Raw genomic sequence first — 13,335 nt, forward strand, 5'->3', positions numbered from 1 at the left:
TCGCGCAGCGATGGGGAGTCGCAGACGGCGCGCAGCGCCAGCGAGACCGCCGCCGCAGGCGGGGGTGGAGGGGCGACGACGCTAGCGCCATAGTCCCTCCGTCAGCCTCTTCGAGGCTGCCACCTCCCCATGGCTACGCCACAGGGAGGATCGGTGCCGCCTTACGCGTCCACCAGCGCCGGATAGTCGGTGTAACCTTCCGCCCCCGGCGAGTACCAGGTCTGCGGGTTATCCGCGGCCCATTCGGCCCCGCTCTTGATCCGTTCGACCAGATCGGGGTTGCTGATATAGGGGCGACCAAAGGCGATCGCGTCCGCCACGCCGCTCGCCAGCGCCGCTTCGGCCTTGGCGACATCATAGTCGCTGTTGAGGATCAGCGGGCCTTTGAAGACTTTGCGGATCGCAGGCGACTGCTTCGGCACGTCGGTGTTGCCAAACGTCCCGTCGGGACCGGGCTCGCGCAGTTCGAGGAAGCCGATGCCGAGCGCGTCGAGCGCGCCCGCCGCAGCCGTGAACAAGGGTTCGGGATTGCTGTCGTCGACGCCCTGCGAATTGCCGTTGGGCGACAGGCGCACCGACACCCGGTCGGCGCCCCAGACGCCGATCAGCGCTTCGGTCACTTCGCGCAACAGCCGGATGCGGTTTTCGACCGGGCCGCCATAGTCGTCATCGCGCAAATTGCTGTTGTCGCGCAGGAACTGGTCGATCAGATAGCCATTGGCGCCGTGAAGCTGGACCCCGTCGAACCCGGCGCGCTTCGCATTCTCGGCGGCCTTGGCGTAATCGGCGATCAACCGCGGAATTTCGGCTAGTTCCAGCGCGCGCGCGACTTCCAGATCGCGGCGGCCGACCGGGGTGTGTGCGCGGCCCTCGCCCTGCGTTGCCGAGGCGGACACCGGCGGCTTGCCATCGTTGAACACCGAATGGACGAGGCGGCCCATGTGCCACAACTGTGCGACGATGCGGCCACCGGCGTTATGGACGGCGTCGGTGACCGGCTTCCAGCCTTCGACCTGCGCGTCGGTCCACAGCCCGGGCGCCGACGGCCAGCCGAGGCCTTCCTGCGAAATGCCGGTTGCTTCCGAAATGATCAGCCCGGCCGAGGCGCGCTGGCGATAATATTCGACCGCCAGCTCGGTCGGGACGAACCCAGCCGCGGCGCGGCCGCGGGTCAGCGGCGCCATGATGATGCGGTTCGGCGCCTCGATGGCGCCCAGCTTGATCGGGTCGAAAAGCGATACGGCCATAAATCCTCCACGTTCCAATTTTCCGGCGACGACCGATCGGGGCGCCGCTATGGCCCGCAAAGCTATGGACGCTGCGGTGCCTGCACAATGGTGAGTATCAAAAGAAAATCTAAATGACAGCCAAGATCGAAAGCCTCGACGCGAAAGATGCCGCCGTGCCGAACGCGGGACGCTGGGCGTTTCTGGCGCTGCTCGCGGGCAATATCGCGCTGTCGGTCGGCGCGCTGCTCGTCCGCCTTGCCGACACCGGACCCACCGCCTCGGCCTTCTGGCGCATGGCGATTGCACTGCCCTTCCTGCTCGCGCTGGCGTGGCGCGAGAGCGGCGGGCGATTGCCGCCGCGCAATGCCATCGTCGTCGCCAGCGCCGCGGGCATCTTTTTCGCGCTCGACCTCGCCGCCTGGCATATCGGCATCCTCCAGACCAAGGTCGCCAACGCGACACTGTTCGGCAATTGCGCCAGCCTGCTGCTGGTGATCTGGGGCATTTTCCTGGCGCGCCGCTGGCCGCGCGGGTGGCAGGCGCTGGCGATCCTGCTCGCCTTTGCCGGATCGGCGCTGCTCATGGGGCAAAGTTACGAGCTGTCGCCCGCCTATCTGATCGGCGACCTGCTCAGCCTGCTCGCGGGTGTACTCTACACCGTTTACGTTCTGCTGATGCTGCGGGTGCGCGGAGCGCTCGAACCCTGGACCGCGCTTGCCATATCATCAGTCGTCTGCGTCCCCATCCTGCTCGCCACCGCGCTGGCGCTGGGCGAGACGATCATGCCGCAGAACTGGACCCCGCTGATCCTGCTCGCGCTGACCAGCCAGATTATCGGCCAGGGGTTGATGACCTGGTCGCTGCCGCGCTTCTCGCCGCTCGTCATCGGGCTGACCCTGCTGGTCCAGCCCGCGGTGGCGGCGTTGGCGGGGTGGCTGGCGTTCGGCGAGCTGCTCGGCCCGATCGATATTTTCGGCGGCATGATGGTCGGTGCCGCCCTGGTGCTGATCCGGTTGCCGAACCGCCGCGCGTCGCCTATCTGATGCCTATGGCTTCAATGCTCCCTGCCGATCCGACCCTCGACGAAGTCCGCGCCGCGCTCGCGCCGCTGATCGCCTCGTCGGCGGCGTTCGACGGCTTCGGCGCCGCCGCGCTCGCCGACGCCGCGCGCCGCGCCGCGGTCGATCCCGACGTCGCCCGCCTCGCCTTCCCCGGCGGCGGACGCGACATGGTCGATGCCTGGTTCGCCGACATCGACGATCGCATGGCGGCGAAATGTCCCGCCGAGAAACTGGCAACGCTCAAGATCCGCGAACGCATCACCACCCTTGTCGAAACGCGCATCAACCTGCTGTCGCCCGACCGCGAATCGCTGCGCCGCGCACTCGCGCTGCTGGCGCTGCCCACCAACGTGCCGTTCGCGGCGAAGCTCGGCTGGCGGAGCGCCGACATCATGTGGCGACTCGCGGGCGACACAGCGACGGACTATAATCACTACAGCAAGCGCGCGATCCTCGGCGCCGTCTATGCGTCGACGATGGCCGTATTCCTGAACGACGAGAGCGACGGCTTCGCCGACACCCGCGCCTTTCTGGCCCGCCGCATCGATCAGGTCATGCGCTTCGAAAGCTGGAAATACCGCCGCGCCTCGCGCAGCACCGAGCGCCCCAGCCTTGCCCGCTTTGTCGGACGGCTGCGTTATCCGGGCCGCTAACACGCCGCGATAAACAACTGGCGCTAACCCGCCGTTATTGATAATCGCTCGCAAATGAACGCAAAGCTCGATTCCGCGCCGCTCGGCGTCGCGGTCCGCATTTCCCGCATCGATTGGGACGCCATGTCGCACGACGAAGGGCGGCGGCTGCGCGAATTCGGGCTGATGGAGGGGATCGACGTGACCCCGCTCCACCGCGGCAGCCTGTTCTCGCGCGACCCGCTGGCGCTGTCGGTCGGGCGGATGCAGGTGATCATCCGTGCGCGGCAGGCGGCGATGATCGAAGTGGCGCCGACCGCGCCATGACCGCTGCCATCCCGACGATCGCGCTGGTCGGCAATCCCAATGCCGGCAAATCGAGCCTGTTCAACGCGCTGACCGGCGCACGGCAGAAGATCGCCAATTACCCCGGCGTCACGGTCGAGCGCAAAGCCGGCCACGCCAGCTTTGCCGACGGGCGGCCGATGTCGCTGATCGATCTGCCCGGCAGTTACAGCCTGACCCCCGCCAGCCCCGACGAGGCGGTGACGCGCGATGTCGTGCTGGGTCAGCAGGCGGGCGAACGACGCCCCGACGCGCTCGTCGTTGTCGTCGATGCCGCCAACCTCGACAATCATCTCTGTTTCGCGCTCGAACTGATCGCGCTCGGGCTGCCGACGGTCGTCGCGCTCAACATGCTCGATCTGGCGGAGCGCGACGGGCTGACGCTCGACCCGGCGATCCTGTCGCGCGAACTCGGCGTCCCGGTGGTGCCGACCGTCGCGGTGCGCAAGCGCGGGCTGGCCGACCTGCTCGCCGCGGTCGACGGCGCGATCCTTACGCATCAACTTGAAACCCACGACCATGCCGACCCGCCACCGTCCGACGCCGCGCTGCACCAGCGCGCCCGCGCGATCGCGCGCGCCGCAACCTTGTCCGAAACCCCGGTGCGCCGCTGGACCCAGCGCGTCGATGCCGTGCTGCTCCACCCCGCCCTCGGCTTCCTGATCCTTCTCGCGCTGATGTTCGTGATGTTCCAGGGGGTCTATGCCTGGTCCGAAGCGCCGATCGGCTGGATCGAGGGCGGCATCGCGGCATTGCAGGAGGCGGTCACCGCGGCGCTGCCCGACGGTTTCCTGCGCGGGTTGATCATTGAGGGGATCCTCGGCGGGGTCGGGTCGGTCATCGTCTTCCTGCCGCAGATCCTGATCCTATTCCTCTTCATCCTTTTGCTTGAGGCATCGGGCTATATGACCCGCGCCGCCTTCCTGATGGACGGCATCATGGCCAAGGTCGGCCTGTCGGGGCGTGGCTTCATCCCGCTCCTGTCGAGCTTCGCCTGCGCGGTCCCCGGCATCATGGCGACGCGCGCGATTCCCGATGCCAAGGACCGGCTGACGACGATCCTGATCGCGCCACTGATGACCTGTTCGGCGCGGCTGCCCGTCTACACGCTGATCATCGGCGCCTTCATCCCGAACACCAATGTCGGCGGCTCGCCGGTCGGGCTGCAAGGGCTGGTGCTGTTCGGGCTCTACCTGTCGGGCATCGTCGGGGCGCTGGTCGTCGCGCTGGTGCTGCGCCGCACCGTCGCCAAGGGCAATGCCGCGGGCTTCATGATGGAAATGCCGCGTTACCAATGGCCGCGACTGCGCGATGTCGGCATCGCTTTGTGGCAGCGCGCGTGGATTTTCCTGCGCCGCGCCGGGACGATCATCTTCGTCACCACCATCGCGCTGTGGCTGTTGCTCAGCTATCCCAAGGTGCCGGAGGGCAGCAGCGAAAGCCAGGTCGATTACAGCGTCGCCGGGCGCATTGCGAGCGGGCTGGAGGTCGTCGTCGCCCCGATCGGTTTCAACCATGACATCGCGCTCGCACTGATCCCCGCGATGGCGGCGCGCGAGGTCGCGGTGTCAGCGCTCGCCACCGCCAATGCGATCGAGGCAGGCGATGACGAGGAAGCGATGGCGCAATCGCTCAGCGAGCGCTTGCAGGGCCGCTGGAGCATCGCCACCGCACTCGCCTTCCTCGCGTGGTTCGTGTTCGCGCCGCAGTGTATTTCAACAATCGCGATCACCCGTCGGGAAACAAATGGGTGGCGCTGGCCCCTCTTCATGGTTGGCTATTTGTTCCTGCTCGCCTATGCCGCTGCTGGAATCACTTACTGGACAGCCGTCGCCTTTGGACTAGGCTGATCCTCCACATTTTCTAGCGGAGCGGAGCGGCATGGCTGGCAGCGTCAACAAGGTAATTTTGATCGGCAATCTGGGTGCTGATCCCGAAATCAAGTCGTTCCAGAATGGCGGCAAGATCGCCAACATCCGCATCGCGACCTCCGAGCAGTGGAAGGACCGGATGACCGGCGAGCGCAAGGAGCGCACCGAATGGCATAATGTCGTCATCAACGGCGAAGGGCTGGTCGGAGTCGTCGAACGCTATCTGAAAAAGGGCTCGAAGGTCTATATCGAAGGTTCGCTGCGCACCCGCAAATGGCAGGACCGCGACGGCAATGACAAATATACCACCGAGGTGGTGATCGCCGGCATGGGCGGCACGCTGACCATGCTCGACGGTGCGCCCGGCGGCGGTGGCGGCGGTTCGCGCGGCGGCGGCGGCGAGGATAGCTGGGGCAGCGGCAGCGGGTCGGGCGGTGGCTCGGGCGGCGGCTGGAACCAGGGCGGCAGCTCCGGCGGATCGTCCGGCGGCGGCAGCGGCGGCGGACGTCCGCCCTTCGACGACGATCTGGACGACGACGTTCCGTTCTGACGATAAACTGACACGATGCTGAGCGAACAGATCACCGCCGCGGACGTCGCCCGCGGCGTGTGCCGCCTGTTCGCGCAGGCGGGGCTGGTCGCAATCCCCGAAGTGCCTTTGCCCAACGGGCGGCGCACCGACCTCACCGCCATCGATGCCAAGGGCAATATAACGATCGTCGAGATCAAGGTCAGCCGCGCCGACCTACACGGCGACGGCAAATGGCCCGACTATTGCGACTGGTGCGACAATTTTTACTGGGCGCTGGCGTCGGGACTCGACCCGGCAATCCTCGACACCGAAGGCTATCGCCCCGAAACCTCGGGCCTGATCATCGCCGACCGCTATGGCGCTGCCGTCGTTCGCGAAGCCGCAAGCTGCAACCTCGCCCCTGCGCGGCGCAAGGCCGAGCTACTACGGATCGGAAGGCTGTCGATGCGACGGTCAATGGTGGCGATGGACCCCGAATTGGCGGCGGGGTGGGTCGAGGGCTGATGCCGCTCGCGTCGGCGCGGGAATATTATCTCACGCAAAGGCGCGAAGGCGCAAAGATGAAGAATCTCACACAAAGACACAAAGAGGGCGTGATTTTCCGCGGCCGTCGCTTGTCGCCGCAGGCGACCATCAAAATGTCGCTTCGCGTGGTTTGCGCGCGACGGTGTTCGAGAAGACCGCCATCTTTGTGTCTTTGTGTGAGATTGTCGAAAGGCCCGCCGCGCTGACTTTTTCCTCTTCGCACCTTTGCGCCTTTGCGTGAGACATTCTCACAACCGACCTCTGAAGCCCGCCTATCCCCGCGCCTGCATCCGCGCCAGATAGCGCGCCAGAATGTCGATCTCCAGATTGACCGGCCGCCCCGCCGCCGCTTCGTCGAGCGTTGTCATCGCCTGCGTGTGCGGGATGATGTTGAGGGTGAAATAAGCGCTGCCGTCGGGCTGGTCGGTGACGTCGTTCACGGTCAGCGATACCCCGTCGACGGTGATCGATCCCTTCGGCGCGATATGCGCCGCCAGCGCAGCGGGCGCCGCGACGGTGACGGTCACGCTGTCGCCGATCGGCACGACCGACACGATCGTCCCCACCGCATCGACATGCCCGGTAACGATATGCCCGCCCAGCTCATCGCCGACCTTCAATGCACGCTCGAGGTTCAGGCGGCGCCCCGCGTCCCACATGCCCGGCGCGGTACAAGCGAGCGTTTCGGCGCTGGCGTCGATCGCAAACCAATGCCCGTCTGCATCGGCGCCCTTATCGACCACGGTCAGGCACGCGCCCGAACAGGCGATCGACGCCCCCAGATCGACGGTGGTGGTGTCATAGGTCGTGCCGATGATCAGCCGCGCGTCGCCGCGATCCTCGCGCGAGCGAACAGTGCCGATGTCGGTGATGATGCCGGTGAACATGGGGAGCGCTTATCCTTCTCTGACCCGCTCGTAAACGTCGAGCCGGTCGCTGCCAAGCGGGCGGCTGTCGGTCTGGCGCCAGCGGCCATGCGCGTCGGCCAGATCGGTCAGGCCGATGTCGCCGAGCGCGGGCTTGCCGCCGCCGATCAGGATCGGCGCGCGGTAGAGCAAAAGCCGATCGACGCGGTCGGCGGCGAGGAAGGCCGCAGCCGCCCCGGCGCCGCCCTCGACCAGCACCGAATCGACATCGTCGATCGCTTCGGGCGAAGAAACCGCACTCCAGCCTTCGGGCGCTTTGCCCGAGGTCAGCAGCAGCTTCGCCGGGCTGCGATCTTCCAACCCCACCAACCGCACATTGAGGCTGGGGTTGTCAGCCACCAGCGTGCCGCGCCCGACGAGGATCGCCTGATGGTTCGCGCGTTCGAGGTGGCCGTGCGCGCGCGCGCGCTCCCCGGTGATCCAGCGGCTCGATCCGTCGCCCATCGCAATGCAGCCGTCGAGCGAGGTCGCCAGCTTGAGCGTGACGAAGGGCCGACGGGCCGCCTGCCGGGTCCACCAGGGCGCCATCGCGGCGCGCGCCTCGGCGGGCAGGACGCCCTCGATGACCGCGATCCCCGCCGCACGGAGGCGCGCGATACCCTTACCGTCGGTGCGGGCATCGGGATCCTGCGCCGCGACAACGACGCGCGCGATGCCCGCGGCGATCAGCGTGTCGCTGCACGCCGGGCCGCGCGGGCTGGCGTGCGCGCAAGGTTCCAGCGTGACATAGGCGGTGGCGCCGCGCGCTGCTTCGCCCGCTGCCGCCAGCGCAACCGCCTCGGCATGGGGGCGCCCGCCCGCTTGCGTCCAGCCGCGCGCGACAACGCGGCCGTCGCTCACGATCAGGCAGCCGACATTGGGATTGGGCGCCGACGCCGGGCGACCGCGCCGCGACAGCGCGATGGCGGCCGCCATCCAGTCGGCATCGGCGGGCGGGCGCTGCATGCGCTCAGTCGGCGGCTTGGGCTTGCGGTCCGCGCGCCGCGCGCTCGGCGAGGGTCGAGCGCGGGACGGCCACCGGCTTTTTTTGCTTGGCCGCCGCCGCCTCGGCTTCGCCCAGCGTTTCGCGGGTCACCTTGTCGGCTTCGGCCGAATCATATTCGACCCCCATCATGTCGGCCAGCCGCTGATACTCGGCGCGCTTTTCGGCATTGGCGCGCGTCGTGGCCTTGGCGCGCGCGACCCATTCGGCGCGAATCTCTGCCGCGCTGCGGTCTTGCGTCCAGTTTTCGAAATAGATGATCTTGGTCTTCTCTTTCTCATATGGGATGAGATGCTCGGAAAAGCCGTAGAAGATCACGATGGGCAGGGTGATCGCCACCCCCCAGCTGGCCCAGCGATGCGGGCGTGGTTCGCGGATATAGGCCCAGAAATCCGACAGGCCGCCACCGACATCGACAGTGTTGAACATTCCCATGCGACCAATTTAGGCGATCTTGTCGCAATTTGCGAGAGGGCGGGCGATTGCGCCGGACGATTGCAAACATGCTGACGATTGCAAAAAATGCAAGTGCAGATGCTTATTTCGCAGTTGCACAATTTTTTGTGCGCTGCAATATGAGCATGCCTTTTAGGCATCCTCTCCCAAAACTTTCATGGGCCACCCTCGGGTGGCCCTTTTTTTTCGACCTTTTTGGTTGAGAGATGGGGATATTCTCCATCGGCCGGTGATTCGCGAATCACGCCTGAAGCGGTGTCCGCTTTTCGAAGCGGCGCACTTCGGCGATAAAGCTGCCCGGCAGCGCGGTTGCGCCACCACTGTCGAGGTCGATATGCGCATAGCTGATCGCGATATCGGTCAACCGTTCGGCATCGCGAAAAATCGCGCAATGCACCGTGAAACTGCTCCGTTCAAACCGGCTCACCCGTGCCGCGATGGTGATCCGCTCATCGAGCCGCGCGGGGGCATGATATTCGATTTCGCACCGCGTCTCGCGAATGTCTGTACCATATTGGTGAAAATAGGGGCCAGGCTGCCCTTCGCCCAGAGCGCGGAAATACTCGGTCACTCCGATATCGGCATAGACCAGATAATTGCCATTGAAGACGATGTTCTGGCCGTCGATCTCGTTGAAACGTACGCGCACCGTTTCGCGGACGCGAAAATCGTCCAGCGGCACGTCCCAGTTGCTGCGGTCCATCACCGCGTCAGGCCGCGAGCGCCGCGGGGGTGCGATCTAGCGGTGCGCACGCCGCTTCGAGCCAGGCCCGCTCGTCTGCATCCATTCCCGGCGACAGCTTGGCGAACACCGCGGCATGATAAGCGTCGAGCCAGTCGGCCTCGGCGAACGACAACAACGCGGTTTCGACCAGATTCTGGGCGATCGGGGCAAAGGTGATCGTCTCGAACCCCAGCATATCCTCTTCGGCGCCGTCGATACTGACCGGGACGACGATGACCAGATTTTCGATCCGGATGCCGAACGCGCCCGCCTTGTAATAGCCGGGCTCGTTCGACAGGATCATCCCCGCGTGCAGCGGCTCCTCGGTCCCCGCTTGCCCACCCGCGGGCTTGGCGATGCGCTGCGGCCCCTCATGGACCGCCAGATAGGCGCCGACGCCGTGGCCGGTGCCATGCGCATAATCGACCCCGTCGGCCCACAGATATTGGCGCGCGAGAATGTCGAGCTGGCTGCCGCGCGTCCCCTTGGGAAAGCGCGCGGTGGCGAGCGCGATATGTCCCTTGAGCACCTGGGTGAAGCGACGGCGCATTTCGGCGGTCGGCGCGCCGATCGCGATCGTGCGCGTGATGTCGGTCGTGCCGTCGGCATATTGCCCGCCCGAATCGACCAGATAGAGCGTGCCGGTCTCGATCGCGCGGTTGGTCGTCGCATCGACCTTGTAATGCGGCAGCGCGCCGTTCGGCCCCGCGGCCGAGATCGTGTCGAACGACAGGTCGACAAGCCCGCCGCCCTCCTCGCGAAATTCGCGCAGCTTCGCCGCGGCGCCGAGTTCGTCGAGCCCGCCCTGCGGCGCAACATCCTCCATCCATTGCAGGAAGCGCGCCACCGCGACGCCGTCGCGGACATGCGCGGCGCGCGTACCGCCCAGTTCGACATCGTTCTTGATCGCCTTGGGCAGCACCGCGGGATCGCGATGGCGCTCAATCTTCGCGCCGGCCGCTTCCAGCGCGGTAAAGATCGCGGCGACCGCGCGGTCGGGATCGACCGCGACTTGTCTGTCCTTCAGGTTAGCAAGCGCCGCCTCGAACGCATCGCGGTCATGGATCCGCACGCTGTTGCCCAGATGCGCGCGCACCGCGTCGGTGACCTTCTCGGGCGCAATAAACAGGTCGGCGGTCGCGTCGGCGTGGAGCAATGCGAAAGCCAGCCCGACCGGCGTGTGGCTGACGTCGGTGCCGCGAATGTTAAAGGTCCAGGCAATCGAATCGAGCGCGGTCATCACCGTGGTATCGATGCCGTTGGCTTTCAGCCAATCGGCGATCACTTCGCGCTTCTCGACCGCGCTCTGCCCCGCGAGCGCGACATCGTGCACAGCGATCGGCGCAGTGCTCGGTACCGGCTGGTCGTCCCACGCCGCGTCGAGCGGATTAACATCGACCGCAACCAGCTGCGCGCCCTTGGCGGTCAACGCCCGGCTCAGCGACCGCGCCCAGTCGATCCCGTGGAGCCAGGGATCGAAGCCGATCTTTTGTCCCGCGCGGACATGCGCCCCCAGCCATTCGGCAACGCTCGACTGCGGCACGCCGACATAATCGAACAGCGACCCGTCGACCTGGTCACGCACCTGCACCGTATAGCGCCCGTCGATAAACACCGCGGCCTTGGTCGGCAGCACCGCCGCCGTCCCCGCCGAGCCGCCAAAGCCGGTCAGCCACGCCATGCGCTGCGCATAATCGCCGACATATTCGCTCATATGCTCGTCGCTGATCGGCACGACAAAGCCGTCGAGGCCGCGCGCGGCGAGTTCGGCGCGGACGCGGGCGAGGCGTTCTGCATGGACGGGGCTGGACATGACGCGTTCCTTGTTCCTACATCGCTTACGATCCTGCCCAAATCGGGCGACACCGCAGGGGATTTATCGATGCGCACTATTTGGATGTTTCTGGCGGCAATTGCCACCCCGCTTGTCGCGTCATCGCCCCTGCTTGCTCAACAGAAAGACCCCGCCTTGACCAGCCCGACGCCTGCCCTGCCCGCCGCCCCGGTCGCCGAGAAGCGCCCGCACGAGACGGTGCTGCACGGCAAAACACTGTCCGATCCCTATCACTGGCTGAAGGACGAGAGCTATCCGGTGATCGATGACAAGGACGTGCTCGATTATGTGAAAGCGGAAAACGCCTATTTCGATGCCGCAATGAAACCGCATGCGGCACTCGTCGAAACGCTGTTCCAGGAAATGAAGGGCCGGATCAAGGAAGCCGATTCAAGCGTGCCGCAAAAGGACGGCGATTGGATCTATTGGGTCGAATATGAGGACGGCGCCGAATATAAGAAATGGTATCGCAAACCCGTCGCGGGCGGTGACGCGGTCCTGATCCTCGACGAAGTCGCGATGGCGAAGGACAAGGAGTATTTCCGCCTGTCCGACGTGGCGGTCAGCCCCAATGGCAAGCTGATGGCCTATGCGGTCGACGACAATGGCTCCGAACGCTTCGAAGTCCGCTTCACCGACCTGACCACCGGCAAGGCGCTGCCCGACGTCATCCCCGGCACCCTGTCGTCGCTGGTGTGGACCGAGAACAGCGACGCACTGCTCTACGGCCTCGCCAACGAAAACTGGCGCACCGATAATGTCCATGTCCATTATCTTGGTACCCCGGTGAGCGAGGATGTCCGCATCTACAAGGAAGCCGACATCGGTTTCGGGGTCGGCATCGGCAAGACCGCCGACGATGCCTATATCGTGATTGCGACCGGCGATAACGAAACCAGCGAGGTCTATCTGCTCCCCGCCGACGACCCGGGCGCCGAGCCGATGCTGGTGTCGGCGCGCAAGAAAGGCCGCGAATACAGCGTCGATGTGCGCGAAAAAACGCTCTATATTTATACCAACGACGAACATGCCAATTTCCGCATCGCCACGGCCAGCCTCGACAAGCCCGGCGAATGGAAAACGCTGATCCCCGGTTCGGACGCGACCTACATCACCGGGCTCGCGATCTTCCGCGACTATTTCGTCCTCGAGGCGCGCGAAAAGGGCGTCGATCAGGTCGATATCCGCAAATATGACGCGCCGCTGACCCCCGGCCGCATCCAGTTCCCCGAGACGACCTATGTCGCAGGGCTGGGCGACAATCCCGAATATCATCAGGACAAGCTGCGCCTCGATTATGAATCGATGGTCACCCCCGACACCGTGTATGATTTCGACATTGCGAGCAAAAAACTCGAAACGCTCAAGGTTCAGGAAATTCCATCCGGTTATAATCACGACGACTATGTAACCGAATTGGTGAACATCCCCGCGCGTGATGGCACGCCGGTGCCGGTATCGCTGGTGTACAAGAAAGGCACGCCGCGCGACGGCAGCGCGCCGATGCACCTCTATGTCTATGGCAGCTACGGCTATCGCGTGCCGCCGGGTTTCTCGACCACGCGCCTCAGCCTCGTCGATCGCGGCATGATCTATGCCATCGCGCACGTCCGCGGCGGCGACGATCTGGGCCGCGCCTGGTATCTCGCGGGCAAGACCACCGCGCGCAAGAACACCTTCAACGATTTCATCGACGTCGCCAAAGGCCTGATCGCCGCGAAATACACCAGCGCCGGCAAAATTTCGATCGAGGGCCGCTCGGCCGGCGGACAGGTGATGGGCGTCGTCTATAACGAAGCGCCCGAATTGTGGGGCGCGGTGCTCGCGGGCGTCCCCTTTGTCGATGTGATCAACACGATGGTCGACGAAACGCTGCCGCTGACCCCTGGCGAATGGCCCGAATGGGGCAATCCGATCACCGACAAGGCGGCGTTCGACTTTATGTTGAGCTATAGCCCCTATGACAATGTGACCGCCAAAGCCTATCCGCCGATGCTGGTGTCGGCGGGGCTCAACGACCCGCGCGTGACCTATTGGGAACCGGCAAAATGGGTCGCCAAGCTGCGCGCGACGCGCACCAACGACGCGACGTTGCTGCTGCGCACCAACATGGGCGCAGGCCATGCGGGCAAATCGGGCCGCTGGGGCGCGCTACGCGAGGATGCCGAGGAATTTGCGTTCGTGCTGACGCAGTTGGGGGTGGAGAAGTAGCAGCAAT

Annotated in this window: 13 protein-coding genes; 7 read left to right on the forward strand and 6 right to left on the reverse strand. The window is 65.4% G+C overall.

Annotated elements, in window-relative coordinates:
* Positions 1–161: 161 nt before the first annotated feature.
* Entirely contained in the window at positions 162–1,247 is a 1,086-nt protein-coding gene (locus tag B4F07_RS08730) for an alkene reductase (protein WP_293701503.1), read from the reverse strand.
* A gap of 113 nt (positions 1,248–1,360) precedes the next feature.
* On the opposite strand from B4F07_RS08730, the gene B4F07_RS08735 reads away from it, so the two are divergent.
* The 6 genes from B4F07_RS08735 to B4F07_RS08760 are packed head-to-tail and all read left to right on the forward strand — an operon-like array spanning position 1,361 to position 6,174.
* A complete protein-coding gene (locus B4F07_RS08735; protein WP_293701500.1) occupies positions 1,361–2,272 on the forward strand; it encodes a DMT family transporter in 912 nt (303 codons plus the stop codon).
* Between the two features lie 5 nt (positions 2,273–2,277).
* Entirely contained in the window at positions 2,278–2,943 is a 666-nt protein-coding gene (locus B4F07_RS08740; protein ID WP_414711713.1) for a COQ9 family protein, read from the forward strand.
* Positions 2,944–2,997: 54 nt separating this feature from the next.
* Complete coding sequence (locus B4F07_RS08745; protein ID WP_293701494.1) at positions 2,998–3,249, forward strand: FeoA family protein; 252 nt, start codon at positions 2,998–3,000, stop codon at positions 3,247–3,249.
* On the forward strand, positions 3,246–5,117 hold the full coding sequence (gene feoB / locus B4F07_RS08750) for a ferrous iron transporter B (protein WP_293701491.1): 1,872 nt from the start codon (positions 3,246–3,248) through the stop codon (positions 5,115–5,117). The genes B4F07_RS08745 and feoB overlap by 4 nt, the downstream gene beginning before the upstream one ends.
* A 31-nt stretch (positions 5,118–5,148) precedes the next feature.
* Complete coding sequence (gene ssb / locus B4F07_RS08755) at positions 5,149–5,688, forward strand: single-stranded DNA-binding protein (RefSeq protein WP_293701488.1); 540 nt, start codon at positions 5,149–5,151, stop codon at positions 5,686–5,688.
* A 15-nt stretch (positions 5,689–5,703) separates the two neighbouring features.
* Entirely contained in the window at positions 5,704–6,174 is a 471-nt protein-coding gene (locus B4F07_RS08760; protein WP_293701485.1) for an MmcB family DNA repair protein, read from the forward strand.
* Between the two features lie 293 nt (positions 6,175–6,467).
* Here B4F07_RS08760 and B4F07_RS08765 read toward each other — a convergent pair whose 3' ends face one another.
* From B4F07_RS08765 to B4F07_RS08785, 5 genes are all read right to left on the reverse strand, one after another.
* Positions 6,468–7,082: a riboflavin synthase gene (locus B4F07_RS08765; RefSeq protein ID WP_293701482.1), complete on the reverse strand. Its 615-nt coding sequence runs from the start codon at positions 7,080–7,082 to the stop codon at positions 6,468–6,470.
* 9 nt (positions 7,083–7,091) lie between these two features.
* On the reverse strand, positions 7,092–8,066 hold the full coding sequence (gene ribD, locus B4F07_RS08770) for a bifunctional diaminohydroxyphosphoribosylaminopyrimidine deaminase/5-amino-6-(5-phosphoribosylamino)uracil reductase RibD (RefSeq protein WP_293701479.1): 975 nt from the start codon (positions 8,064–8,066) through the stop codon (positions 7,092–7,094).
* 4 nt (positions 8,067–8,070) lie between these two features.
* Positions 8,071–8,538, reverse strand: coding sequence for a hypothetical protein (locus B4F07_RS08775; protein WP_293704729.1), 468 nt, complete (start codon positions 8,536–8,538; stop codon positions 8,071–8,073).
* 262 nt (positions 8,539–8,800) lie between these two features.
* On the reverse strand, positions 8,801–9,262 hold the full coding sequence (locus tag B4F07_RS08780) for an acyl-CoA thioesterase (RefSeq protein ID WP_293701474.1): 462 nt from the start codon (positions 9,260–9,262) through the stop codon (positions 8,801–8,803).
* Positions 9,263–9,269: 7 nt separating this feature from the next.
* Positions 9,270–11,096: an aminopeptidase P family protein gene (locus B4F07_RS08785; protein WP_293701471.1), complete on the reverse strand. Its 1,827-nt coding sequence runs from the start codon at positions 11,094–11,096 to the stop codon at positions 9,270–9,272.
* A 69-nt stretch (positions 11,097–11,165) separates the two neighbouring features.
* Here B4F07_RS08785 and B4F07_RS08790 point away from each other — a divergent pair, with 69 nt between their 5' ends.
* Complete coding sequence (locus B4F07_RS08790) at positions 11,166–13,328, forward strand: S9 family peptidase (RefSeq protein ID WP_293701469.1); 2,163 nt, start codon at positions 11,166–11,168, stop codon at positions 13,326–13,328.
* Positions 13,329–13,335: the final 7 nt, after the last annotated feature.

Source organism: Sphingopyxis sp. UBA6723, from assembly GCF_002454115.1.
Lineage (GTDB): Bacteria > Pseudomonadota > Alphaproteobacteria > Sphingomonadales > Sphingomonadaceae > Sphingopyxis.

Coding starts and splice junctions, on each gene's coding strand:
- B4F07_RS08760 (WP_293701485.1), top strand. CDS start 5,704: ATGCTGAGCGAACAGATCACCGCCGCGGACGTCGCCCGCGGCGTGTGC.
- ssb (WP_293701488.1), top strand. CDS start 5,149: ATGGCTGGCAGCGTCAACAAGGTAATTTTGATCGGCAATCTGGGTGCT.
- B4F07_RS08765 (WP_293701482.1), bottom strand. CDS start 7,082: ATGTTCACCGGCATCATCACCGACATCGGCACTGTTCGCTCGCGCGAG.
- B4F07_RS08740 (WP_414711713.1), top strand. CDS start 2,278: ATGGCTTCAATGCTCCCTGCCGATCCGACCCTCGACGAAGTCCGCGCC.
- B4F07_RS08730 (WP_293701503.1), bottom strand. CDS start 1,247: ATGGCCGTATCGCTTTTCGACCCGATCAAGCTGGGCGCCATCGAGGCG.
- B4F07_RS08790 (WP_293701469.1), top strand. CDS start 11,166: ATGCGCACTATTTGGATGTTTCTGGCGGCAATTGCCACCCCGCTTGTC.
- ribD (WP_293701479.1), bottom strand. CDS start 8,066: ATGCAGCGCCCGCCCGCCGATGCCGACTGGATGGCGGCCGCCATCGCG.
- B4F07_RS08735 (WP_293701500.1), top strand. CDS start 1,361: ATGACAGCCAAGATCGAAAGCCTCGACGCGAAAGATGCCGCCGTGCCG.
- B4F07_RS08745 (WP_293701494.1), top strand. CDS start 2,998: ATGAACGCAAAGCTCGATTCCGCGCCGCTCGGCGTCGCGGTCCGCATT.
- B4F07_RS08775 (WP_293704729.1), bottom strand. CDS start 8,538: ATGGGAATGTTCAACACTGTCGATGTCGGTGGCGGCCTGTCGGATTTC.
- B4F07_RS08780 (WP_293701474.1), bottom strand. CDS start 9,262: ATGGACCGCAGCAACTGGGACGTGCCGCTGGACGATTTTCGCGTCCGC.
- feoB (WP_293701491.1), top strand. CDS start 3,246: ATGACCGCTGCCATCCCGACGATCGCGCTGGTCGGCAATCCCAATGCC.
- B4F07_RS08785 (WP_293701471.1), bottom strand. CDS start 11,096: ATGTCCAGCCCCGTCCATGCAGAACGCCTCGCCCGCGTCCGCGCCGAA.